This window comes from Streptomyces sp. NPDC050164 (assembly GCF_044459945.1).
GTDB lineage: Bacteria > Actinomycetota > Actinomycetes > Streptomycetales > Streptomycetaceae > Streptomyces > Streptomyces coeruleorubidus_A.
In genome coordinates, this window is the sequence record NZ_JBITJK010000069.1 from 1 (window position 1) to 24,189 (window position 24,189).

Sequence of the window (24,189 nt, forward strand, 5' to 3'; positions counted from 1 at the left end):
GGCTGGACTGGTACAACTACCACCGACCCCACACCGGCATCGGCGGCCAAACCCCAGCCAGCCGCGTCACCAACCTGTCCGATCAGCACACCTAGACGCTGGCCTGAACGCCGTGCTCGCAGCCCCTGATCGACGAGTGGCTCAAGAAACGACGAAGCTCGCCCTGAGGGCCCATTTGTCGGCCTGGCTACGGCGCGGCTTCGGCTTCTCGTCCTCGCTCGCGGGCTGGATGCCGAGGGAGCGACGGCGCGGCAGGCGCATCCAGTTCGGGCAGGATCTGCGTGATCACAGCGACCCGTTCGGCTCCGTCCGGGGCACTCGCCGCCGTCTCCGGCGCCTCTCGCCGGTAGCGCGCGATGACTTCCGCCAACTCCCGGTAAAGGGCGGTGGCTTCCTCGGGCGTGAGCCGCAGGGCCCAGTCGCTCATGTCGAAGGCGTTCCGCCACGCGCGGGGCATCGTCTGAAGCTCGTTCATGGTCTGCTGCGTGCGCAGGCGGGTAGATTTGAAGCCTCTTGACAGCTTTTAAGGTGTTCTGTCACGGTCATGTTCGCCCGCTCCGGGCGGACCACGAGAGAGGAAGATCCCCCATGACACGACGCACCGAGTACGCGAAGGCGGCGCGGGCGGCGTCCAGTTCGCCGCGGCGCAGCGCCTTGGTAGCGAGCCGGTATGCGCTGTTGGCGTCGGCCCGTGCCGTGCCGGCTGGGGTGCCGGGGGCACCGGCAGGCTCCGGCCCCCAGTCACCGGCGGGGCGGTCCCAGTAGTCGGCAGGCCCCTGCATGAGCTTCAGCAGTCGGGCGTAGGCGGTGCTCCTCACAGTGTCCTCCGTGTTGGTGGTCGTCCTCCGGCGGGTGTCGTTGTTGTCCATCAGCCACTGTCCTCGGACCGTGATCGGGACGGCATGACGTGCGTCGCTCGCAGACGGTCGCTGACCGCGGGGGCGCTGCGGATCGCCCGGCGGCCGCGCGACCACTGCTGGTCGACCTGGTTCCGGGTGGGTCCGATCTCGGTGGCGATGTCGCAGGCCCGCATGCCCTGGCGCTGCATCTCTGCCACCGCCCGCGTCTGCGGTGCGCTGATGTTGCCAATGGCGTCGTCGACGGCCGACAGGAGCTCCTCGTCGTCGGTGGGCCCCCACAGGCGCCGGTCGGCGGACGAGGCGCCATGCACGACACATTCCTGGGGATCAGTACTGCACCCCTCGCGCGACGCGGCGGCTGTGACCGCCGCGTCCAGGCGCTGTCCGTCGTCGACGAGCGTCTCGTTCTTGAGTTGTTCCGACCACCGGCAGGCCAGCCGCCGGGCGGTCTTCTTGATGTAGGCCACCGGATGTCTGGACGGGTCCAGGTGCCCGCTCTCGAGCACCTGGTAGAGGGCCTCGCTGGCGATGTCCTGACGGCAGGCGTAGGTGAGGTTGCGGAAGCCCGACAGGGAGGCCGTAACCTCGTTGAGCAGGTGCTGCAGCTGCTCCTCCGTCATCGTCTCGAGGCCGAACGCGTACGGCTCAGACGCGGGGCCGTCGAGGTTCACCACAGGCCGGGCTCCGTCCCGTGGGCCCGGTGCCCGGACGCCTCCGGTGTCCGCCACACCGTCAGACGGCAGCCGTCCGGACCTTCGTAGTACACAGCCGTCCCCGCTGTTGTGGCCCTCTTGGAGGTGAGCAGCCCCTGCCCGCCAGCCAGGGACGTGCTCAGTTTTAGAGAGCGAAGTCCGATAGAAGTTACTGGAAAGTAGGGTTGGTGTCGGAGATCGAGTGTGTGCCTCGGTGACTCGGCTTTGCCTGCGGTTTTGTGGGGTGGCTCCGCGGGCCTGCTCAACAGGAGCCTTGGCTGCTCAGGGGCAAGAGGCCGCCGGTAGTGGCGGTCGTGGGGCGCGGACGTACAGGTTCCGAGTCGGCCCAGTGTCGTGGCGTGACATCGCTTCGTCGGGCCTGGTCCGAACCGGACGGGCTTGCCACCGTAGGGTGACTTCTCGTACCAGCCCGGGGGAGTCCTGGGCATCAGATGCGCGCAGCAGCGGGGGAGTACGAGATGCAGGGCACCGGGGCGATGGATGTTCAGATCAGGCTCGACTCGGCGACTGAACTTGACGATCGCCTGGCGCTGATCGGGTGGCTCCGCGGTGAACGCGGCCTCCAGGGGCGCGTGCACGTCCTGCCCGCCGCACCCGCGGAGAACGAGCTCGGTGCCGGGCTCGACTTGCTCACGGTATCCCTCGGTTCCAGCGGTATCGCCACCGTCCTGGCCGGTTCCCTCGCCACCTGGCTGCAGAACCGCCGTACCCCGACCAAGATCCGCATCTCCATCACCCGGGCCGACCGTACCCTGGAACTCGAGACCGGTGACGCCGCCGAGGCCGAGGCGCTGATCCAGCGATTCCTGACGGACGACACCGATGGAGTCTGACGACGCCGCCATCCTCATCGGCGTCTCCCAGTACCGGGACCCCGCCCTCCTGGACGTGCCCGCAGCGCGCAACAGCCTGCACGCAATGCACCGGCTGCTGACCAGCCCCGAGTTGTGCGGCTGGTCCGAGGAACAAGTGCACGTTCTGGAGGACCCCGCCGGGGCCACGGACCTGGCCCTGGAACTGCACCGCCTGGCCGAGGAGACCACCGGCACCCTGCTGATCTACTTCGTCGGCCACGGGGTCGTCAGCAAGTCCGGCGCTCTGTGCCTGGCCGCCGGTGATACCCAGCTGCGCTATCCCGACCTCACCGGCCTGGAGTACGACAAGGTCCGCAGCGCCCTGCTTGACTCGCCGGCCCAGGTGAAACTGGTGATCCTCGACTGCTGTTACTCGGGCCGGATCATCCAAGGCCTGGCGGGCGCCGGTGAGGGCCAACTCGTGGACAGCACCGACATCTGCGGCGTCTATACGCTCACAGCAGCCGACCAGGTCGCACACGTGCCGACGCGAGACGAGACCGCTGGCACGTCCTTCACTCAGGTCCTGTGCGACATCGTGCGAAGCGGCATCCCAGGCGCCCCGCCGACGCTCGCTCTGACCGACATCTACCCCAAGCTCAAAAGCACGCTCAAGGCCCGCGGTCTTCCCGAACCCAACCACCGCGGGACCGACACGGTCGCGTCCTACCCCTTCAGCCGCAACGTCGCCTATGCGGGCGGTACCGGATTCCGGCTGCTCCCTCAGGAGCACGTAGACCACTTCTTCAGGATCCTCGCTGCACAGCCGCGCCACGACCTCACGGCCGAGAGTATCGAGAAGCTGGAGGACTGGCCCGGCGTCTACCTTCTGCACCGGGAGTCCGACGACGCCCCGGAGATCCTCTACGCCGCGAGGGGTGACCGTTCGATCGCCGTCCGTCTCGGCCAGCACCTGCGAAAGATCAGCGGACGCTGCCATGTCGACGTCCGCGACCTCTCGTTCAGCTATCTCAAACTGGACGACGACCTCAGTGTCCTGGCCCCGGAGCGCCTGGTGATCCAGCACCTTCACGCCCAGGGACGTTCTCCGCAGTGGAACAACAGCGGCTTCGGCAACAACGACGCGGGGCGCATGAGGGACTCCCGACGGCGCAGCGGCGACCACTTCGACGTACTCCATCCCATCGACCTGTCATGGCCTGTTCGCTTCGACGCCCCAAAATCCAAGGTGACGGCGCGCAAGATGGCCGCACAACTACGAGCCCAACTCCCTTACAGCTTCCGCATCGAGCCCTGGGAAACCGAACTCGACCATGTGCGGCTCGCCCTTCCGGACGGCTCTCTCAGCGCCGATCAGGCCTTCCGCCTGCTCGCCACTGCCATGGGTGACTCATGGCAGATCAGCGCCCTGGTAGGCCAGGTTCTGATCTGCCGGGAGCAAGGCAAGAAGTATCCCAACGCTATCCGCTACTACGCGGGCACACGGACGATCACTGAAATGCCTGAAGTATGCGAGGCGGCCGGCCTCCCTGACGACTGCTAAGAGGCACGACCTGCGCTCCGGCGAGACCGGAGGGCAGGCGCCGCTCGTATCTCGCGCGCGGCTTGTCCCTGGCGATGGGCGCGCGGAGTATGTCGGCATGATCGAACGTGACCATGCGCCGAATGCCGGAACGGGACTGCTCGGAGCACACTTCAGCCGCCGCAACCGCCTGGCGCCCACCGACGACCGTGCTGGCACCGGCCGGTGGATCGCCATCGACGAGTCCGGCTACCACGGAGATCAACTCCACGGCGGCGACCGCTACATGATCCTGGGCTCGGTGGCCATCGACGACGCCGAAGCCGCCGGGATCGTGGACACGTTGCGACGCGAGGCAGGGATCCAGAAGTCCGCGACGGAGGTCAAGTTCCAGAAGATGTTCACCGGTGAGGGAGTCGGCCGGCGCCGCGGGCTCCTGGGAGAACTGCTGTCACCCGGCGGCCCCCTGCACGACCGTGCTTCGGTGTATGTGATCGACAAGCACTACTTTGTCGCGGCCAAACTCGTCGACCTCCTGCTCGAGGAGCGGTTCAAAGCCATGGGCTACGACATCGTCAGCAACGGCGTCGGCCGGCAGTTCGCTCTGGACCTGGCCACCGAAGGACCGCGAGCACTGGGCCGCGACGGCTTCGACCGGCTCATCGCCACCGCCGTGCGCTTCTTCTCCAAGAAGAACCGCACAGGCGACCAGGTCACGGTCGACGATCTTTGCACCGTTCTTCAGGAGTCCTATGCCTACGCCCGCCGCCGCAAGGCCCCCCAGGCGAAGAAGGCAGCACAGGTCCTGGACATGCTGCGCAAGACCCGCCTTGAAGCTGAGGCGTTCGCCCGTGAGCGTCCGGCCGAGGCCACACCGACCGGAGAACACGGTCTTCTGGACGACACCATGGACCCCCTCGTCACCGCCGTGCCCACGGTCATTCTCCACGCGTCGATACGCCACGACTGCAAGCTCCAGGTCCTCGCGGACGACCAGCGGCTGCTGACTGACGACAAGTTGGATGTCCTGGAGCGCGGGGCCATGGCTGTGGGCCTGGTCCGCGGTCTCATCAAGGGAAACCATCTTCAAGATCTTGTGCGCGGCCGTTCGGTGGACCATCCCTCCCTCCAACTCGCCGACCTGGTGGCGGGCGCGGGCCGTGTGGTTGCGCGGTGGCATGACGGCGAGGACGATCCCGCAGGAGACGACCTTCACCCAGTCGTGGCACCGCTGGTGGATCCCGAGGGAATGCTCATGGACGAGGGGCCTGAGGATTTCGCACGGATCGACTCCGCCCGGGCCAAACGCCGCTGACGCTGACGGCGTTGGGGGACCAGGCCGGCCTGATCCGGGCGAGCTGACGTGGCGGAACCACCGTTGGGGGAGGGCGTTGCTCGCAGGCGGCCGCCGAGGCCCGCTTGCACGGATGGCGCTCGCGGGCCGCAGTCAGTACGTCCTGCTCGGCCGTGCCGAGAACACTGGAAAGGAGTGCCGATGGTCAGAGGTTGTTGTCGGTGAGGCTTCCGCGACGCACCACTTCCTCGACCGTGCGTTCCCGCCGCTGTGCCAGGGCGTGGAAGGCGTCGCGTTCCCGCTGCCAGTTAAGGGCCCGCTCGGCGGCCGTCCGGCGGACGTATTCGTCCGGGGACAGGCCCAGGGCGGACGCATGCGCGGCGATGGCGTCTTCCTCGGCGGGGGTGAATTCCACAAAGAACTCCTGGCGTTGACCTGCCCGTTCGGCGGAACCTGCACCGGCAGTACCCTGTGCAGACCACGACGCTATCTCAGCGTGCGCTCGCCCGGGCTGGGGCTCAAGCTTTGGAGTGGGCGATATCGGATGCTTGAGCGGCGGCTGCTTTGCCAGAGTGGGGGAGTGGCTGATGAGTTTCGGTTCCTGACGTTGCGGGCGTTCGCGCGGCCGCCGCGCCTGCTGGTGGTGGTGCCCTCTGCCGAGGCGCAGTGGGTGCGGTGGGCGGCGGCAGGTCTGGGCGCGCTGAGCCGGGTCTGGGGAGGCTGTGCCGGAGCGGTCGTGCCTGCCTCGGTGGTTGATCATCCTGCGCTGGCGGACGTGATGCGGCGGATGCAGCCCGATCATGTACTGGAGTACGCGCCTTCAGGCGCCACGGTCGAGGGGATCTACCCGGGGTCGGTGGCCCGGGCGCTGGGCGGTCTCGAGGGCGACGCGAGACGTCAGGCCGAAGACTTCGCGCGCACGGAGGCGTGGAACCTTAGCGGGTTGCCGGATCTGGAACCGGCGATCGCGGCACTGCGAGAGCGGCTGAGCCTGAATACCATACGGGACGCGGTGCAGGAGACGCATCTGTTCGACGACCCGGCCCAGATGGGTCTGACCGCGTTGGCCGACGTGGCCGTCCGGCCGGTCCTGGGGGTGCCCTTTCCGCTGGTGACGACGCCGACTGCTTTGGCCTATGCGGCCCGTGTGGGGGTGGACTTGCAGGCGCCCACCGCCGAGTCTCTCGTGCCTGATGAGGCGCGCTGGCGGGACGGGGTCACCCAGTGGGCCAGCACCCTGCTGCTGGACTGGCTGCACCCCGCATCACCGCAGGACACGCTCGCCCTGCTCGATCCGGCGGCAGCCCGATGCGTGCGCCTGGACCGTGACCGCCTTCGAGCGGAACCGGTGGTCGTCGTCGGGGACAGGCCGGAGGATTTCGCACTGGCCCAGCTCGCCGGCCTGGTCCACGGCCCGTGCATGTGGATGCCGTGGCAGGACCCGAGCCCGTTCACGATCATGGGCCGCTTCCCGCGCTGGAGGGGGCCAGACACGATCCGGGTCACCAGTGCCTCGATGTCCGTGGAGGACGTCGAGGCACGGATGCACACGATGTGGGACCGACGTCCACGCGCCTTCGTCAACGGCAAGGAGGTGGACGACAAGGCCTTCGTCTGTGTGCCGATCGAGGACCTGCGCACCAGGGGAAGCAACCTCTACGTGCATGAGTAGGCGTGGGATCTGCCGCGTTCGCTGCCGGCCACCGTGTTGCCGGACGGCTCGCTGGAGGCGGCCCTGGGGCTGCCTGCGGAGGTTCCGCCAGGGCTCGATGCGGCCCGGGACAAGTGGCAGGTCCTGCTGGTTGCTTCGGACCACCCGCTGCCACCGCACCGCACGTTAACCGGCGACGCGCTGCACGCCCAGCAGGGCAATGTGTGGGAGACGTTCGTGCGGGCCGCAGACGGGGGTATCACCTACTCCTCCCACCGCTTCGACTTCGTCCCCCGTGGTGCCTCCCTGGCGGGCACGCTGGCCGCACCGCGGCTGCGCTGGCCGAGCCTGCCGGCCGTTCTGGCCATGGCGGCCAAGCCCCACCGTGTGCAGCCGAGTGCCGCGGGCAAACGGACGGCCGTGGCCGAACGCCTTCTCGGCTCCCGCACAACCCTCGAGGATCTTGCCGCTGGCCCCGGATGGGACCTCTTGCAGACGTTCCTGCCCGGCCAGCAGCATCCCGGCCAGCCCGAGGACGGCTGGTGGTCCTTGAAGACCTCGGTGGTGATGACCTTCCGCGCCCTGGCCGCCACCCCCCTCGCACCCGAATGGGACATCTCGCAGCGGCGTGCCCAGGTCGACGAATGGGCCCGACAAGGGCTCCTGCGCAGAGGGCTGGCCCTGGGCTGCCAGGAATGCCCAGCCTTCGAGTTCTACCCCCTGGAGGAGATCACACAGCAGTACCGCTGCCGCCGCTGCGGCGCCGGCAACGACCTCGCCCAGGCTCGCTGGAAGACGGGCACCAGCGAACCCGAGTGGACCTACGAACTCCACCCGGCCGTTGCCGAACTCATCGACAACAACGCCGACGTACCCCTACAGGCCACCCGCTACCTGCGCCGACAGGCCAGAGGCATGCGACCCCTGATGGCAGCGGAATTCGAGATCCTGCGCAACGGCGAGCCGTTCGTGGAGATCGACTTCGCCCTGGCCCACGCCGACGAAATCTGGCTCGGCGAAGCGAAGAAGACCAACGCACTGGGCGACGTCCACCGCGACATCAAAAGAGAGCTGTGCAAACTTCTCGACGGTTGCCGGGCGGTTGCCGCGCACCGCCTCGTCCTCGCGACCGCCGCTCCAGCATGGAACACCGCCACCTTGACGGTGGCCAGGCGCGAACTGCACGGCCTGCGCACGGCCGGCAAGTACGCCCCTGACGTCTACCTCCTCACCGCCGTGGGCTCCTCCGCACCAGCTTTCGAACTCCTCACCCCGACTCAAGATGCAACGCCCGTGCGGCAGTAGTTGCTGCCCTGGATCCTGACCTCTTCGGCATAGCCCGGCCCAGCGAGTCAAGACGTGATCATCGCGTTGCCCGATGGGATGCTTTGGATTTGGTGCCCGATGCCCACCACTGCCGACTCCGAGCCCGATGTCCTTGTCCGGCAGTTCCTCACCCGGCTGCCCGAACACCGCTGATTGGAGGACGCGCACTCACCGGCGCCATGTCGAGTTCAACTCCCGTGTACCCGCTGGTTGTATGACCTCCACAACCCCTCGGGACTGCGAACACACAGTTGTCACCGTTTGACCGAGCAGAGTTCGACGCTGCGGGCGAGGGCTGCAGAAACGACGGCTACAGGGCGCCCGACTTGTACCGCCAAACGGCATGCTCCAGTCCACCGCTGTGGTGACCGAGAAGTGCGGCAGCCTCCTCCCTCGGTGTCCGTCCCTGATCCGTTCCCGCCGCAAGGAGTCCCAGAACCGTCATGCAACTGCTCGCCCTGGCCCTCTACCACCGAGACGGCAGGAAAACCCCCAGGGTCCTGCGGTTCCGCCCCGGGGCGCTCAACATCCTCACCGGCGAGTCGGAAACCGGTAAATCCGAGGTTCTCAGCATCGTCGACTACTGCCTCGGACGCCGGGCCCCCAACCTGCCTGACGACGTCATCGACCAGACCGTCGGCTGGTACGCCCTCCTGGTGCCTTCGCCGATGGCTCGCGCATGGTCCTGGCCCGGCCCCGCCCGACAGGTGCCTCCACCCTGCACGCCTTCACCCGCACCGGCGACGCCGGCCTGGACATCCCCCAGACCGACGAACTCGTCCACAACTCCAACGTCGCGGCCCTGCGCAGCGAACTCAGCGCCCGCCTCGGCATCGAGGACTTCCATTTCCAGCCCCCTACGGGTGCAGGACGCAAGCCCTTCGACGTCTCCATCGCCCAAGCTGCCCTGCTCTGCTTTCAGAACCAGAACGAGATCGCTGACCAGACAGCGCTGTTCCACCGCCAGACCGAGTCCGGCATGGCCCAGACCCTCAAGGACACCCTGCCGTACTTCCTTGGCGCCGCCGGCCCGGAACAGGCTTTGCGCCGCCACCGCCTCGGTGAAGCCCAGCGAGCCCAACGCGCGGCCCAACGTAAACTCGACGACGCCCTACGCCATCAGCAGGCCATGGACGCCAACGGTCTGGCTCTCGTCCGCCTCGCGGAGAGCGAAGGCCTCCTCACCGACGTGCCCGCAGCCCCCGACACCGCCCAGGTCATCGACCTCCTGCACCGGGCACTGGCCGCCGTACCCGAGACCGCCGCACCACTGGACCTACGTGACCGGCGCCAAGAACTCAACGAGCAACGCCGTCTCCTGCGTGCACGGCTGCAGGAATTCGACGACGCCCTGGCGGCAGTCGACCGCTGGCAACAGCAAGGCCGCGCCTTCACAGGCGAGCTCCACCTCCAGCTCGACCGCCTCAAAACCCTCGACCTCCTCGGCCCCGAACGCCAGCACGACACCAACGTGTGCCCCATGTGCACCCAGACCCTGGAACACCCAGACCCCTCCGCACAGGACATCTCCGAGCTCACTGACCACCTCGCGCAGGAACTCGCTCAGGCACAAACCCTCCAGCCCGTCCGCGAGGAGCACCGACATGCCCTCCAAGCCGAGCGCGGCCGCGTCACCGAACACCTGAGGCTGAACGGTGCTCAGCTCAGAGAACTATTGGCGAGCGATGAACGCCTGCGTAACCTGCAGGAACAGAACCTGCGTGTCGCGCACATCCAGGGCAGGATCGCCGAAGCACTCACCCGAACCGGAACAGACAGCGACCTCACCCGGCTGCACAATGACCTTGCCCTCGCTCAGGAACACGCCGCCACACTGGCCCAGCTCGTCGACGAGGACGACGTCACGGCCGAGACCGAACGCCGGCTCGCCGACATCGCCGTCGGCATGACCGCCTGGGCGAAGCGACTCAATCTCGGCGGAGCAGCAGACGCCAACGAAGTAGGAATCAGCCTCAAACTGCTCAACGTCGTCCTGAGGCGACCCGCAGGCCGTCTGCCCCTGACGCGGATCGGCAGCGCCAAGAACCACATCGGCTACCACCTCGTCGCTCACCTCGCCCTCCACACCTACCTGCGACGCAACAACCGGCCCGTCCCTGGCTTCCTCATGCTCGACCAGCCCACCCAGGCGTTCTTCCCGGAAAAGCCCCGCGACGCCTCAACCATCCAAGACGCCGACTGGACCACCGTCACCGCCAAGGGAGCCTTGCAGATCATCGTCTGCGACCACGCGAACCTGAGCGAAGGCTGGTTCCAGGACGCCGTGATCGGCAACTGGCGCCCCGACAGCGAAGGCAACCGCAATGCCCTCATCCCCCCGGACTGGCTCGACTGACGACACTGCCGGGCACGGCTGGCCCAACCGTACCCGGCAGCCTCTTCTTTGGGCTTCCCTGACGTGGCGACGATGGCCACTACGGCATGCCGACGTGGTCCCTCTGCGTGGAAGGAGCGACCTGGATGCTGAGCGGTGAGGACGATGTCTTCTTCCGAGCAGGGCGAGCCGACGCAGGGCATCGGACCAGCACCAGAAGCGATCACTGCAGATTTTGAAGGGCCCCCAGGAAGCTGCCGTTGCCCCCGGGCCGGGGGAAGCTGCGCAGAAGACCTGAACCGGTTCGCCTGGAAGGCGATCATCAGCCCGCGCCTGACACCGTAGCGCGGCCGGGTCCCGGCAACCGACCGGACAGCGACAGCCTGACACCGAGAGCGGACCATCGTGCCCACAAAAGGGGGCAGCTTCTCCGCCCCGAGGGAGATCACTACCGTCCACCCCGCTCACGCATATCTGCGCATGCGCACCGTCGTTGCCGGGTGCTTCGGAGCGGGAAACGCTCAACCTCCGCACGCATCGCGCTGCCCGGACCGTCGTTGTAACCCGTGTCCGCAGTGCACAACGTGAGCGCGCAGAACGAGAGGTGGAACGTGGCTTTACCACGAAGCAACACTGTCGACGCGGATCGCTGGTCCGAGTACGAGTGGGTTGTCTGGCAGATCGAGGTAGACGACCCCGAACGACGCATCAGCGAGCCCTACCATTCGGAAGGCGTGCCGTTCCTGCTGGCCAAGGACAGTAGGGAAGTGATGGTCGACTTCGCGGAACGACTGGGATGCATCTACGAAGGCTGCCGGGACGATGGAGTCTGCGGCAGCGACGATGACCCCTGTTATACGTGGTGGTTCCGCGTGCCGCATGCCCTGCACGTGAAACGCAACGCCCGTCGCTGGCCATTGGTGATGGAGGAATGCCAACTGCACCTCAACCGCCTGTTCGCCGACCACCATCATTGGGAGGTCTTCGTCGACGCACGCCGGACGAAGGCCCTCAAAGAGGGAAACCCGCTACCACCATTGCCCTGAGTGCAGGCTTGAGGAGTGGCGGGGGCAGCCCTTGCATTCATCTGCGAGAGCCTCCATGCGCAGGTGCACCGGTACGGGCACGGCGGCGTGTGGCTGGTCTCAGCAAGGCGTCGGTGTCGGGCGAGAGCGAGTCAGCAACGGTGGAGCCGTGGACTCGTTGTGTTGCATTTGTCCTGCACGCTGAGTCAGCTCTCGTAAAGTGTTCCCGGGGAGATTCGAGATATGAGGGGGGTGCTGTCGGCATGACAACGACAGCCGAGAGCAACATCAACGACAGTGAGTTCGTGCGGGAGTTCTGCCGCGGCGCGCTGCTCAAACTGCTGACCCGTGCAGGAGTGAGCGACGCCGACGCCCACAGCGTCGGCGTCGATGTCATCCGCCGAGCGCGGATGCTGGCGGCGCTGCCCGTCGACTACTTCGATGTGCTGGTGACACCGTTCCTCGAAGAGGTCTCCCAGCACCGGCCGCTGTCAGCGCCGGCCTGGCTGAGAGCAGCCGTGATCGTTGCGGTGCGCAACAGCCGGCTGGAGGACTTCCACGCCCTGCACGGAACGCTGCGCGCGGCCGACATCGCGGCCATCACTCAGGCCGCCACCGAGCCGCTCGCCTTGCTGTTGAAAGAGTCCGGTGCGCCTGTCAGCAACAACACGCTGGCAGGGCTCGACGCACTGTATCCCCGGGCCTGGGCGGCCCTATCCACCCTGTCCGACCTGACGGCCTCGAATAGCGACACCGAACGCCCTTACGCCATGCCCCAGGCGCCGTTGCCCGACCTGCCGGGCAGCCACGAGCTCATCAAGGCCGAGAAGGCCACCGGCGTCAGACTGATGCGCGGGGGCCAGAGCGTGATCGCCTCGGGCGTCGACCCGCGCTTCGACCAGGCACTCCTGGCGATAATGCAGCAGGTCAAGGACGGCGGCGCTCACGTGATTCCCCTGTCCGCGCTCAGCCGCCTGTCGCGCAACAGTGTCAAGCAACTGCGTGTGCTGGAGTTCCTCCTGGCCCATGGAGTAACCGTCCTGACGACCAACTACCTTCTGAGCCCGGAGCTGGTGGGCGTGCGTGCCCGGCCGCTGATCAAGCCCGACTCTTACGACCTGAAGCGCACCATGAAGCAACTGCGCGGCCTGGGCCCCACGCACACGGCGTGGATCAAGGAATTGCGCAAGCAATGGTAGGCGACTTCGCCTCCTGCAAGCCGGGGCCGATGGTGGTCTGAGACTCCGTCCGCTGGCGCCCCAACGGCCCGCTCCGGTTGGTCTCCAAGCGATCCGCACGGCAGTACCTCGACAAAATTCGCGGGCCGGATCGCCCCCCATGCCCGTCGTGAGGTGCAGTCCGAGACCCCTTGCGACGTTTCCGGGGCCAGAAAACGAAAGGCCTGCCCCAAGCGGCCACTAGAGGACAGGCATCGACGTGCTTCTCGAGCGAGCAGCCGCCGCACGAGAAGCACGTCCTACGCCGGCGGTCAGCGCTCGGCAACAAACCCTTCCAGTTGCAGCAGGAGCCGGCGGATGAAGCGGCACCATTGCCGTTCACCGCCCTCCGCGTCGAACCACTCGTCATGCGGCGGTGTGTCGTCCCATCCCTTGAGCTCGGCCAGGAGCGAGGCGGCATCCACCGCCAGATCGGGATGGTCCATAACCCACCGGACCTGCTGGGCGAGGTCGTGTACCTGGTGCGCCGCACGGTAGTAGGCGACCTGGGCCATGGACAGGCGACGGGTGGCGTAGCCGCCGCACTTGCTGCACGGATCGAACCGCTCGGCGCGCAGCATCTGTTCGACCGTCACCAGGTCGTAGTACCGGGTGACGCCATGGTCACGGCTCTGGTGCTGGCAGGCGGGGGAGTGGGCCCGGCCCTCGAACCGCCCTGCGGCATCTGTCGTATACAGCTGCACCCGTGCCAGAACACCCAACGGCAAACCAGACCCGCCCCCGACGGGTCCGCGGGCCGATGGAAGCGACGAAGCCCTCTGCCGAGGACCGGGGTCATGAAAGACGCCCCAGCCCCGAGGTAGGGCTCCATCTCATCCGATGCCTCACCCCGACCAGAGAAACGAGGACCCCTCGCAGCCATGTGCCCCTTCCCTTCCACCGGCACAAGGGCCGGTCCAGGCGCAGCCGAGCACCGGCCACGCTGATGAATCACAGAGGCGACACTGGAAGACACACCCCCGGCACAGGCTAACCACGTGAAAGCAGACAGGCCTCGACGCTACCGGGCTGACCTTGCCACTCACGCCGGCTACGCGAGCGAGCGCCACGTCGACGAACGGCGTCGAGCAGTGCCTTCACCACTGGATCCGCCGCCGGATCACCGCACTGGTACAGCTCGCGCCAGTCCCGCAGGTTGAAAGCAAGGCAGAAGGCATCCTCGCGGCTCCTGACGAGGTCGGGACGGTTCAGCCCGAACACCCGGATCGGCCTCGCCGTTCGCCGAGTGATGTCCGTACTCGCCGCGTCGCAGCACCGTCAGATCAGGTGGTCGACGGACCTCACAGGGTGCCCGGCCGTCTGCTTCTGTTCGCCATGGTCATGAGGTCGTCCAGGGCTCGGCGGAGCGCCGTCTTGCGTTCGGGATCGTCATCGACAGACACCACGGCGTCATACAGGTCCGCCAACGCCTCCGGGTGATTCCGAGCGATCCCGTTGAGGATGCCCATGACATCGGTGCGAGCCTTGGTGTGGCGGGGCAGAGTCGCGGTGACACTCGGGTCGAGCACGCTGATCACCATTTGTCGTTCGACGGGGTCGGCGAACAGTGGATAGGCCAACAGAGCCTCCACGGCTCGTTGAAGGGGCGAGACCGGCCGTGCGGTGGACGGGGCCGACGTCGTCTCGCTGCCGTCGGGACTCCGCAGCCTGATCTCGGGATGCTGCCGAGTACGATCGGCTTCCCTGAGATTCGCAAACCGGGCTCTAACGGCGGCGAACAGATCCTGCGGATCGGGCAGTCCTGGCAGGACGGCGGCGTAGTCGGCCAGCAGGTCCAGCATGACGTCGGAGAAGAGGCCGGTGGCCTGCGCGGGGTCGTTCATGGCGACCTGGCCGGCGCTGGCCGAGCGGAGCAAGCTCTGCCGGTGGGTCAGGGTGCGCCGCCCGACTGGCAGGGCATCGGGAGCAAGCGGCTGCTGGAAGTTGAGGTCATCCTCGGAATTCGCGGAGGCGTCCACGATCCACAGCTGCTGGGTGAGCCCGGGAACAGCATCCCCGGCATACCGTTCGAGCGCCGAGTCCAGATCGATGCCCACCTTGTCGGCGGTGGTCGCATCCGCGCAGAACAGCCGTTGGCGGCCGGCACGGTCGGTGACACCGTGCCCGCCCCACCATACCCAGAGCACGTCGCCCTGTGCCGCCGCCAGTTCGCGGACGAGGACGCGGCGCAGGGTCGCATGGTCTGCGGGTTCGTACTGCACGTCAGGGACATGCGGTGGCAGGGGAGAGAGATGAAGGCGCAGGTGTGCTTCTGGCACGCCGGCGGCCCGCAGCAGCCTGTGGAAGCGAACCGCGTCTCGGGCGGGCCCGGGCAGGTCCCAGGTCGGTCCCGCGTCGTAGCGCTCAATGCCGACGATCAAGGCGTGCACACGGGCCGGGTCTCCGCGTGGAGCTGTGGCATCACCAGCGTCAGTCATGCGCTGTTCAGCTCTCGGCAGGTCCCTTGCCGACATCTCCGCAAGCGCTGACCCCGAGCTGTCGTCCTTGCTGGATGAGATCGACTCGAAGCCGCTCGCGCCGTCGTCCACGGGTGCGAGGAGCTGCTCCAATTCTGCGGCGACCGCAGCCCCGTCGAGGGCCCGTGCCACATCGAGCACGGCCCGCTCGCCACCGGCCGTGTCCAACGCGGCCCGTGACAGGACGGTGATGTCCTCACGCAGACTGATGCCCCGCAAGTCGATGGACCGGCCCAGTATTTCTCCCAGCAGAGCAGCGAAATGCAGACGCCCCTGCGCGTCCGCCAGACAGTCCAGCGTGGACAGGGCATCAGTCAGGCGGAGCAGATGTTCACGCCGGGAGTACGCCTGTCCTGCTCTTTCTGCTTCCAGCTCCGCAAGAGGCTCGCCCCCTCTGGGCAGGCTCAACGTCCCCGAACGGTCGGCGATGATCGCCGGGAAGTCAGGAGTGCGGCCCAGGCGCGGTGTGATGAAGTCGCTGACGGCGTCAGCCGTGCGCCGTGCCGAGCTTGCTTTGACCACTGTGCGAAGTACCGCGCGCACGTCCGGCGCGAAGGCGAAGACGTCCTGCCCCTCCAGCGAGCTGTCCAAGTGCATGAGACCGCTCAGCAGAACTTCCGCCAGACAGACCAGGCTGCTGTCGGGCAGGGCAGCGGCCTGGATGAGCCGCATCACCGGAAGCGTCAGCGGATCGACCGCTGCCAGGTGGCCGGCGAGCTCGTAGGCGTGCGGCGAGGCCATCGCCTGGAAGACCTGCACGCGTTCGGCGGCGGTCTGAGGCTCACCGGTCACCGCATCGTCGAAGGGCACCACATCGGGCGGACTCTCCGCGTCGATGACACGCATGGCGGCCACGCCGCCGTGCGACGCGATCAGCTCCGCCCAAGGGCGCAGACTCGACTCGTCCAGCTCGAGGACGGGCACCGGGAGGCCGGGCCGTGGACCGAACAAGTCGGGAAGCCAGGGGTCATGGGCGGTGAGCAGGCTGTTGGAGGGCGCCGGCCCGGTCGCACGGACGATCATTGGTTCGGCAGTCAACGCGGTCTCGCCCCACAGCCGGAGCGGGAACACGTGCAGTACCGCGGTCGGCGCGCTGCGGGCCAACGCGGCCAGATGCCTGTGAGCGGTTCCGGTGTACCAGTGGTCGGCGACCCCGTCGGTCACGACGAGCACAGCGGTCCGATCGCCGACGAACCGGACGGGTGCGCCGAGCGGACTCACACGCACGGTCCGGAAGATGCCCGAGCCCTTGAGCGCGTCGGCCAGCTCGTCGACGGTGTCGTGCCACACCCGCATGGACAGGCCGTCGTCGACGGCGAGGACGAGATGAAGCCAGCGGTCCGCAGCAGGGCGCAGCACGACGTCAAGGACGCCGCTATCGGCGATGGCGCCGACGGTGGCGCTCTCGTCCAGCTCATACCGGTGCGCGGACGGCACTCTTCGCTTGAGCGCACGCAGCCCCCGGACGATGCCGAGCGGATGCCGCAGGCCCCGTACGCCGGGAACGCGGACCGGCGAACCCGGAGTCCCGCCGTCGCGGCCACCGGAGAAGGCGTAGACCGGACGCCGGCTCCGACTCGGCGCGGACTCGGCCGCATCGTCGTCCGACTGCTCCGGCTGGGGGAGAGCGGCGGGCGGGGGCATGGCACCGCGCTCCGGTACGGCTGCCCCGGACCGGCTCGGCGGCTCGTGCAGGGCCAGCCACAGGGCGTCGCTCAGCTCCCTGGGGGAGAGGTCCACTCCGGCGCTGCGCAGGGCGGCATGCAGGCCTGCCACCCAGAGCTCGTCAGGTTCACCGGACTCCGCCGTTCCTGAGCTCACGCAGCACCGCCTCCCTGAGGTGCTCCGCCTCGGGGCGGATGCCCTGCTGCAGCAGATGGACGGCGTGCAGCAACTGGTCGGTGGCCAGGCCGCCGAGGCTGCGCCGGTCGGTGAAGGTGCGGATGAGGTCCTGCACGCGCGACCACTGCGCCTCCAACTGAGGCAGGTCCTGGGAGAAATGCGCCCGCACGATGCCTTCAAGCTGATCCGGGCCGGGCTCCGGCAGTTCCAGCCGGACGCAGCGGCGCAGGAAGGCAGCCGGGAACTCCCGTTCACCGTTGCTGGTGATCACGACGAAGGGGAACTCCTGGCAGCGCACCGTACCGTGCTGCACCCGCACCTTCTCCTGCGAGCCCTGCACATGAACAAAGACCTCGGCCTGGTCTTCCGGCAGGCGGGCCAGCTCGGGGATGGTGAACTCGCCTTCCTCCAGTACGAACAGCAAGTCGTTGGGCAGGTCCAGGTCACTCTTGTCGAGCTCGTCGATCAGCAGCAGCCGCGGTTGATTCTCGTGCCGGGTGGCCAGCGCGGTGCCCAGGGGCCCCAGGCGTACGAAGCTGCCGATGTCGTCGGTGCCGTCCTGCCGCTCCCGCAGCCGGCCGATGGCGTCGTAGCGATACAGCGCATCAGTGAGCGTGGCTTGGGTGTTGACCGGCCACACCAGGACCGGCCCGAGGCCGAGCTCCGCTGCCACGGCGTGGGCGAGCGAGGACTTGCCTGTGCCGGGAGCCCCAGTGACCAGCAGAGGGCGACGCAGGCGCAGAGCGGCGTTCACCACCTCCACCTGTTCCTCGCCGATCAGATACGGCCGCCGCAGCACAGCCTCACCGTCCGGCCGCGGCCGCCGCCACGGCGGCGGCTGAGGCAGCGGCACGGACGCGTCGTACGTGCCTCCGTCGCCGCGGAAGAGCCGTTCCTTCGGGCGCTCACTGTTCACGCGGCGCCTCCCTCCCGCTTTGACGGACTGGTGAGCCGTTGCCGGGGTGGACTCCAGCCCGGGTCCTCCCACATCAGGGCCAGATGAGCGCCCATATGCGCGGTGTCGAACATCGCTTGGACGCGCTGCCCCCTGACCGATTCGCGGAGGGTGCGCGGCCAGTCCTCGGACACGACATCCCTAAGCGCCTCGGCCGTGTCCAGACCGTGGGCGCCGCGTTGCCACAAGACCACGGGGACTCCTAACCAGCGGCACAGGGCCAGGGTGCTGTCGTGCTGCCCGGGCGGACAGCAGGCAATGACGCAGGCGATCTCACGGTTGCTTGTCAGGGTGCCGTTCGCCGCGTTCAGGTCGTGCAGCACGTAGGGGCCCGCCGCGGAACTCTGACCCTGTTCCCAGCGCCTCCTCCAGTCACCGGCCCGCATCCCTTTCTGCCCGCGCAAGACCACGACTCGGTCCAGCCCGATGGGCCGAGTCCCCAAAGGCCCGGCGTTGGTGGGCAGCCGGTCAACGGCGAGTCCGAAGAAGCCCTCCTCCAGCAAAAACTCGACACCGGCCGACTCCTCATACTGATCGAGGTCGTCGACAGCCTCGGAGAGGGCGGCACACAGGTCGGCGCGGCTGCGCAGAGCGTCCCCGTCCGTCCAGGTCCTGACCTGCTGTCCGTGGGCGTCGTAGAGGCGCATCACGTAGTGGAAGGCCTCCGCAGCGGGCTCCGCCGCCCACAGCCACACCCGAAGTACCGGCGACAACGTACGGGCAGAAGCACGGGACGTGGCGGACCAGCGGCACTGCCGCATCGCCTCCGGACGGACACCCAGCCGGGCGGTCACGCGATCCGACCACTCTCGCAGACCGACGCCGCCGGCCTGCCGGGCCGCGGCGACCTCCTCGATCACCTGGATCACGGGCGGTACGATGCCGGGTTCGCTGGCGCGGTCCTCCAGGTCCTCGACCAGCTCCCCGACGTCGGGCGGGCCGGCTTCGGACAGGGAGAAGTGCGGTACGGCGCGACGGGCCGCCGCGCGCACCTCCGAGTACGCGTCCGGGCCCAGCAACGCGCAGAGCTCGTCGAACTCCTCCTGGGTGAACAGGCGCAGGGCCCCCAGCATCGCCGCGACCTCGCCGACCCGTTTCGCCACCGGCCCCTGTGCCGTGAGCGTGCTGAGCAGAGTCGCCAACCCCCGCGGGTGGCGCATGGCCGCGTCGACAAGGCCTGAACAGGAGCCCGGGGCCCAGGGCAACCCCAGAACACCGGCGAAACGCTCGGCGCATCGCTGCAGCTTCCGGTCGGACAGCTGGTCGAGCGCGTCGATCAGCTCACTACGACGAGCTCGCGTCCGAGGATCCGACACTTCTGTCATCGCGGACGGGAACACGGAGGCATCCGCGAGCAGTTTCACCAACTCAGAGGCCCTGATGGCGTACGAGCGTAAGTTGTCGGGTTCGGTGGACACCATCAGGCCTGTCACACAGCCGCTCTCGCGGTCCCACAAGGGCGCTCCGCTGTGGCCGGGAAGAATCTCCAGCGGAGCATGCCCGGGATCCAGGATGTACCAAGGGCCCATAGAGGTCTGGACATAGACGTCCACGAGGGAGCGGGGGGCGCCGTGGGCGTACCAGGTCGACAACCGCCGGCTGGACGTCTCCCGCACCGGCACGGGAGGGACGTCCCATCCCTCCATCTCGACCTTCAGCAGAGCAAGATCGCCGTTCCACCACTGCTCACCCTTCGCCGGCTCGGGGGCCAGCCAGCGGACCAGTTCCACGGCATGGTGCTCACTGCCGAGGCCCGGAAACGAGACGCTGACGCGGAGCATGTCCTGCGCAGACGGCTCGGCGGCAGCCAGTTTGGGACGCCCGAGAGCCGCATTGACTACATGGGCACAAGTCAGTAAGAACCCCTCTGCGACGATGAGGCCCGCGCCCAGCCCGGCCCCTGCCGCACCTGGGGCGTGCACGGTGCCCCACGCCCGGTGGATCGGAGCGTCCGGGTCGTTGTCGTATGACGCGTGCACGGCTACTCCGTCGGCGCGGGTGGTTCGAGGTTCCAGGTTGCGGAAACCGTCAGGCTCGCCTCGCCTTTGTTGGCGACGATGCCGAGCGTCAGATCATTGCCGATCTTGACGCCCAGGTCCACAGTGAGCTGCTGGGGCCGCCGGTCCATGGCGGACACCGTGTCATGCACAGACTGAAGGACGGGGACCAGCGGCTTCAGAACCTGCCGCAGTGCGCCGTGAGCGGCACGCGCTACCCGGCCATTCCGCTCGCCAGCAACAGGCACGAGCGGTGCGGAACCGGGCGTCGCGCCGCCCGCCGCGGAGTCGGTCAGCGGACTGGGAAAGACCTCCAGCAGTACCGCTTGGCCGTAGTCGAAGGTGAACTCCACATATTCCCCCATGGCCCCAACTATGCCAGGTTCAACGGACCTTGCCCCCTCAGTCGGTCGATTCCGGGCCGGGCCGGAAGCGGCTGCCCGTGCCGGTCCGACCCCTATCCCAGGTGGTGTAAGGGGACGGGAGGGACCCACAGCGCTTCTCTTCAGCCTCCGTGTGGCGGATGTGGACGTGAACGTGAGCCTCGGGCTTAACTCGACCCGTGCTGTACGGCGCACAGTCGGCGGGCCGGGAGCTCGTCCGCCATGGTGGCGTCCATCGGTGCTGTGCTCAACGGCCTCAGACCTGGCGTAAGTCGGCCGACGCGGTGAGCTGATGGTGGCAACGCCGGTACCCCGAACGCGAGCCGGTCGCCGCCGAGCGTGACACCGCCGTCTCGGCACCGGCCTCTGCATAAAGTGCAGGCCAGCGGCCACAAGCAAGCAGAAGATGTACACGCTGGCCCGGCGCCGCTGCCTCGTTCATGCGAACTAGGGCGTGTCCGCAAAGTCCCGTCGTCCGCCCGCACGGCAGGCGGGACTTTGCGGACACGCCCTAGTGCTGTGTCGTGCCCTGCGGTCCCGTCCGTCCGGAGCCGGCGCGGACCGGCGTATCAACCTGGAGCCGGTAGTGGTGGCGGGGGATGAGAACGTCTGGCCCCGGAGGCGACTCGGGCAGAATCCGGTGCACGAGGCTGACCCGCGCCCCCACCTCCTCTGCACAGGGTCACACCCCTCGAAAAAATACTCGACATATTAGGAAATTACGAAAAGACAGCACCGGAAAGTAACTCACATTCTTGCTTTATGCTCACAGAGCGGGAAATTCCTTGTTGCTTCTTCCGTCTATGCCTGCCTGAAAGGAAAGCCGCTTCCCGCACATCGCATGATCGAAGCCACGGGCAGATCACAGACAGTGCGGGGACGAGCGGGGGCCGCGGTGGGCGACCTCGGCGACCTTGGCCGGGCCGCGGATGTCATAAAACTGCGCGCCGGCGACACCTCTTACTGGAGCGAGGGCGAGCGCTCTTGCCGAAGGAAGAGGAACCAAGCGTCGTGGACAGCACAGTTGTCAGCACGGCAGCGACCGCGGCCGCGTGTGCGGCCGGTTGCGTCGCCCGGGTGCTCATCACCCGGATCACCGCCAGGGACCTTGTCAGGAAGGCCTGTACCGAAGAGGAAGCCCGCACCGCCCGCGTCAATGCGCTTCGGGAGGGCGGTACCTTGCAGGAACGGGACCACACAGGCCGTGAACTGGCGGTGCGTCAGGGGCCAGTGGCGAGGGGGAAGAGCATGGACCGCATGGCGGATGCCCCCGCAGCCGTGGCCGATGCACGACAACTGTCCCTACCGGCGGTCGATGTCAGCTCCTCCTATCAGGAGGACCGGTCCCATCTCATCCGGTTCCTGCTGCGTCACGGGGCCAGCTTCCCGGAAGCCGAGGACGCGGTGCACAGCGCCTTTGTGGAACTGATGCGCACGCGGAGGCCGGTGCAAAGCCCGCGGGCCTGGCTGCGCACGGTCGCCGTGCGGGCCTTCCTGCGGCAAATGGTGACCGAGCAGCCCGAACACGATCTCGCGGACCGTCTGGCAGAAGCGAGCGTGAACTGGCACACCCCACTTCACGCGGTGGAACTGGGCGAGCAGCAGCGCCGGGTCCTGCAGGCGCTCATCCAGCTGCCCTTCAAGCAGCGCAGTGTGATGGCCTGGCACCTCGACGGATTCTCCACCGCTGAAATCGCCGAGGCGATGGGCCTGGAGAAGCCCGAGGTCCTGCAGAACCTCTCGCGAGCCTGCCGCACACTCAAACAGCAACTCGGCATTACCGGTCGAAGGAGCCCGCAGTGAGCGACGTCCCCCGCAGCCCCGACGACGAACTGCACCTTTTCCTCAACGACATGGACGAGGCCCTTCTGGCGGCCGTCCGCACACGGCTGACCCCGGCCCGCCCGGACGTCGGCATGCCACCACGCTCGCGCCCGGCTGGCGAGGCGACAGCCCAGGACGAGGACGAGACACTCGACCAACTGCTGGGCACGACCGACGACGCCCTGCTGGCGGCTATTGAAAGCCGCGCCCGCCCTCCCGCCCATACACCCGATCCTCCCGCACACCCCGCCTCCTCCAGGAAACCAGCCCCCGGACCGGCAGAAGCTTCCGGGGAAAAAGCTGCAGGCAAAAAGACGGTTTCAGGACGGGGACGGTCAAGTGGTTCAACGCGGAAAAGAGATACGGATTTATCTCCGTCGACGGTGACCCGCCCGTCGATGTCTTCGTTCATTACAGCGCGATCCAAATGGACGGATACCGAGTCCTCGAGGAAGGGCAGCGAGTCGAATTTTGCATTTCGCAAGGGCAGAAGGGGCCCCAAGGCAGACGAGGTGAGGTATGTGAACGGATGATCCAGCCGCACCCGCACCGATGCACGGTAAGACGCGAATGACGCCAGACGACAACCTCAGTCTCCTCAGGCGTCCTTGACACCCTTGCGTCGACCAGGGCGCCCACAGTGCCTCGCGCTCAAGGCTGGTTTCGCCAGGAGACCTGAGTGAAGAGAGCAACTGCGCCCGACAGATGCCGGCGGCCCGCTCGCCCGCCGGGCGGTGTACATCCCCAGCCGGCACAGCACGACCTTGTCCTGCCCAGCCCGGGCAGAGGGAGAGATGGGCGAGGAAGCGTTAGCAAGGCCAAGGGAGCGGTCGACCTCGTCCAGGAGAGCCGCATGGTGACGGTGCGGAGGCAGCCGTCGACAGGGGCGTGAGCGAGGACAGTCGCGGCGACGAGTCGGCGGCAGGGGAGCGGGGCGCTCGGCATCGCCCAGGCCGCGCTGCTGGGCAAAGGGGCGGCGGAGAGCTCCAGCCAGGTGTCCTCGTGGAGGTTGTCAGGGAAGCCCCAGCGCCCCCACCCTGCGGCAGGACAGCAGATGGGAAGCCAGCATCCAAAGCGTCCTGCCGCAAATCCGTACGGCCAATAGGGCAGGGGCCGGGCCGGTGGCACCCGCCGAGTCTGCGCGGCGCCCAGGCGCCAGATCTCCTGGGTGAAGAACCCCGCGGCACGCACCTCTTCGACTGCACCCCCACCCTCGCCCTACTGCCGCCAGGCAGAAGCCACGGCCGGGCGGTCCAGAGAACGTGAACGGCATCCGGCAACAGACTCAACACCAGCTGCAGCCCTGAGCCTGCAGCACCGAGTCGAACCCCGGACACACACCCTCACACGGCCGACGACGGCCCGAACAGGTCATCTCCAGGGGGAGATGACCGCACAACAGCCCACCGCTCCCGCTAACCCTCCAGCCCCGACAGCAGCAGACACGCCCCCTGACGCCCACGACACCGGTCTGCCCTCAAGCCAGCCCACCAGCGCCGCCAGGCGCCAGCAGTCCCTACGCCCAAAGCAAGCACGACCACCCAGGCACAGCCACCGACCCCCCACCACCACAAACCCCCGAGGGCCACCAGGCCCGCGACACCCCACACCCTCAACCCCCAGTCACACCACGCGGTGTGACATCACGTCACATCCAACAGCCCGTCAACAACCGGAGCGCACCAGCGCTCCGACAGAAACACACAACACAACATCCCCCAAAAGGGCCGCGCCAGCGGCCCAACAAAACCAAAAAACTAGAATTTTGCCGCCAGGCAAAATACAGAAACCCCAAAATCCACCCACAACCCAGAATTTGCCGCCAGGCAAATTCACACGCCAAACCAAGGGCCGCGCCAGCGGCCCGGCATAAACCACAGAGAATTCGCCGCCAGGCGAATTCCGGGGCGAGGAATTCCGCCAGGAATTCCCAAAGGGGCTTTATGCCCCTCC

Annotated in this window: 18 protein-coding genes and 1 pseudogene; 10 read left to right on the forward strand and 9 right to left on the reverse strand. The window is 67.6% G+C overall.

The annotated features are described in order from the left end of the window. Positions 1–187 precede the first annotated feature (187 nt). From ACIBNA_RS43865 to ACIBNA_RS43875, 3 genes and pseudogenes are all read right to left on the reverse strand, one after another. Positions 188–493: pseudogene (locus ACIBNA_RS43865) on the reverse strand (ArsR family transcriptional regulator); the annotation flags it as partial. A gap of 49 nt (positions 494–542) precedes the next feature. Continuing rightward, entirely contained in the window at positions 543–869 is a 327-nt protein-coding gene (locus tag ACIBNA_RS43870) for a hypothetical protein (RefSeq protein WP_399170995.1), read from the reverse strand. Next, positions 869–1,534, reverse strand: coding sequence for an RNA polymerase sigma factor (locus tag ACIBNA_RS43875; protein ID WP_399170997.1), 666 nt, complete (start codon positions 1,532–1,534; stop codon positions 869–871). The genes ACIBNA_RS43870 and ACIBNA_RS43875 overlap by 1 nt, the downstream gene beginning before the upstream one ends. A gap of 470 nt (positions 1,535–2,004) precedes the next feature. On the opposite strand from ACIBNA_RS43875, the gene ACIBNA_RS43880 reads away from it, so the two are divergent. From ACIBNA_RS43880 to ACIBNA_RS43890, 3 genes are all read left to right on the forward strand, one after another. Next, complete coding sequence (locus ACIBNA_RS43880; protein WP_399170998.1) at positions 2,005–2,406, forward strand: hypothetical protein; 402 nt, start codon at positions 2,005–2,007, stop codon at positions 2,404–2,406. Next, complete coding sequence (locus ACIBNA_RS43885) at positions 2,396–3,931, forward strand: caspase domain-containing protein (protein WP_399170999.1); 1,536 nt, start codon at positions 2,396–2,398, stop codon at positions 3,929–3,931. The genes ACIBNA_RS43880 and ACIBNA_RS43885 overlap by 11 nt, the downstream gene beginning before the upstream one ends. A 97-nt stretch (positions 3,932–4,028) precedes the next feature. After that, the gene (locus tag ACIBNA_RS43890) at positions 4,029–5,225 is read left to right on the forward strand and encodes a DUF3800 domain-containing protein (protein WP_399171000.1); all 1,197 of its coding nucleotides are present in this window, start codon (positions 4,029–4,031) and stop codon (positions 5,223–5,225) included. A gap of 184 nt (positions 5,226–5,409) precedes the next feature. On the opposite strand, the gene ACIBNA_RS43895 is transcribed toward ACIBNA_RS43890, so the two are convergent. Continuing rightward, entirely contained in the window at positions 5,410–5,619 is a 210-nt protein-coding gene (locus ACIBNA_RS43895; RefSeq protein ID WP_399171001.1) for a hypothetical protein, read from the reverse strand. Positions 5,620–5,784: 165 nt separating this feature from the next. Between ACIBNA_RS43895 and ACIBNA_RS43900 the strand changes: the two genes are divergently transcribed. From ACIBNA_RS43900 to ACIBNA_RS43920, 5 genes are all read left to right on the forward strand, one after another. Continuing rightward, positions 5,785–6,876 carry a hypothetical protein gene (locus ACIBNA_RS43900; protein WP_399171002.1) on the forward strand — a complete coding sequence of 364 codons (1,092 nt, stop codon included), beginning with the start codon at positions 5,785–5,787 and terminating at the stop codon, positions 6,874–6,876. 33 nt (positions 6,877–6,909) lie between these two features. Next, complete coding sequence (locus tag ACIBNA_RS43905) at positions 6,910–8,160, forward strand: hypothetical protein (protein ID WP_399171003.1); 1,251 nt, start codon at positions 6,910–6,912, stop codon at positions 8,158–8,160. Positions 8,161–8,860: 700 nt separating this feature from the next. Continuing rightward, positions 8,861–10,537 carry a DUF3732 domain-containing protein gene (locus ACIBNA_RS43910; protein ID WP_399171004.1) on the forward strand — a complete coding sequence of 559 codons (1,677 nt, stop codon included), beginning with the start codon at positions 8,861–8,863 and terminating at the stop codon, positions 10,535–10,537. A 563-nt stretch (positions 10,538–11,100) separates the two neighbouring features. Next, positions 11,101–11,562 carry a hypothetical protein gene (locus tag ACIBNA_RS43915; RefSeq protein WP_399171005.1) on the forward strand — a complete coding sequence of 154 codons (462 nt, stop codon included), beginning with the start codon at positions 11,101–11,103 and terminating at the stop codon, positions 11,560–11,562. A gap of 242 nt (positions 11,563–11,804) precedes the next feature. Next, positions 11,805–12,740 carry a hypothetical protein gene (locus ACIBNA_RS43920; RefSeq protein ID WP_399171006.1) on the forward strand — a complete coding sequence of 312 codons (936 nt, stop codon included), beginning with the start codon at positions 11,805–11,807 and terminating at the stop codon, positions 12,738–12,740. Positions 12,741–13,030: 290 nt separating this feature from the next. Here the strand turns inward: ACIBNA_RS43920 and ACIBNA_RS43925 are convergent, their stop codons facing one another. The 5 genes from ACIBNA_RS43925 to ACIBNA_RS43945 all read right to left on the reverse strand — a co-directional run bounded on the left by ACIBNA_RS43925 (position 13,031) and on the right by ACIBNA_RS43945 (position 20,394). Further along, the gene (locus ACIBNA_RS43925; protein ID WP_399171007.1) at positions 13,031–13,354 is read right to left on the reverse strand and encodes a hypothetical protein; all 324 of its coding nucleotides are present in this window, start codon (positions 13,352–13,354) and stop codon (positions 13,031–13,033) included. Between the two features lie 705 nt (positions 13,355–14,059). Next, positions 14,060–17,056, reverse strand: a complete 2,997-nt coding sequence (locus tag ACIBNA_RS43930) for an SAV_2336 N-terminal domain-related protein (protein WP_399171009.1) — start codon at positions 17,054–17,056, stop codon at positions 14,060–14,062. Further along, the gene (locus ACIBNA_RS43935) at positions 17,028–17,993 is read right to left on the reverse strand and encodes an AAA family ATPase (RefSeq protein ID WP_399171010.1); all 966 of its coding nucleotides are present in this window, start codon (positions 17,991–17,993) and stop codon (positions 17,028–17,030) included. Before ACIBNA_RS43935 ends, ACIBNA_RS43930 begins: the two co-directional genes overlap by 29 nt. Next, complete coding sequence (locus ACIBNA_RS43940) at positions 17,990–20,011, reverse strand: trypsin-like peptidase domain-containing protein (RefSeq protein ID WP_399171011.1); 2,022 nt, start codon at positions 20,009–20,011, stop codon at positions 17,990–17,992. Before ACIBNA_RS43940 ends, ACIBNA_RS43935 begins: the two co-directional genes overlap by 4 nt. A 2-nt stretch (positions 20,012–20,013) precedes the next feature. Further along, on the reverse strand, positions 20,014–20,394 hold the full coding sequence (locus tag ACIBNA_RS43945; RefSeq protein ID WP_399171013.1) for a CU044_2847 family protein: 381 nt from the start codon (positions 20,392–20,394) through the stop codon (positions 20,014–20,016). Between the two features lie 1,029 nt (positions 20,395–21,423). Here ACIBNA_RS43945 and ACIBNA_RS43950 point away from each other — a divergent pair. Both ACIBNA_RS43950 and ACIBNA_RS43955 read left to right on the forward strand, forming a co-directional pair. Further along, the gene (locus ACIBNA_RS43950; protein ID WP_399171014.1) at positions 21,424–22,215 is read left to right on the forward strand and encodes an RNA polymerase sigma factor; all 792 of its coding nucleotides are present in this window, start codon (positions 21,424–21,426) and stop codon (positions 22,213–22,215) included. A 391-nt stretch (positions 22,216–22,606) separates the two neighbouring features. After that, positions 22,607–22,810: a cold shock domain-containing protein gene (locus tag ACIBNA_RS43955; protein WP_399171015.1), complete on the forward strand. Its 204-nt coding sequence runs from the start codon at positions 22,607–22,609 to the stop codon at positions 22,808–22,810. The last annotated feature ends 1,379 nt before the right edge of the window (positions 22,811–24,189 follow it).

Excerpts from the sequence above, each read along its gene's own strand:
- ACIBNA_RS43910 (WP_399171004.1), top strand. The coding sequence starts at position 8,861 with ATGGTCCTGGCCCGGCCCCGCCCGACAGGTGCCTCCACCCTGCACGCC.
- ACIBNA_RS43890 (WP_399171000.1), top strand. The coding sequence starts at position 4,029 with ATGATCGAACGTGACCATGCGCCGAATGCCGGAACGGGACTGCTCGGA.
- ACIBNA_RS43880 (WP_399170998.1), top strand. The coding sequence starts at position 2,005 with ATGCGCGCAGCAGCGGGGGAGTACGAGATGCAGGGCACCGGGGCGATG.
- ACIBNA_RS43945 (WP_399171013.1), bottom strand. The coding sequence starts at position 20,394 with ATGGGGGAATATGTGGAGTTCACCTTCGACTACGGCCAAGCGGTACTG.
- ACIBNA_RS43920 (WP_399171006.1), top strand. The coding sequence starts at position 11,805 with ATGACAACGACAGCCGAGAGCAACATCAACGACAGTGAGTTCGTGCGG.
- ACIBNA_RS43885 (WP_399170999.1), top strand. The coding sequence starts at position 2,396 with ATGGAGTCTGACGACGCCGCCATCCTCATCGGCGTCTCCCAGTACCGG.
- ACIBNA_RS43870 (WP_399170995.1), bottom strand. The coding sequence starts at position 869 with ATGGACAACAACGACACCCGCCGGAGGACGACCACCAACACGGAGGAC.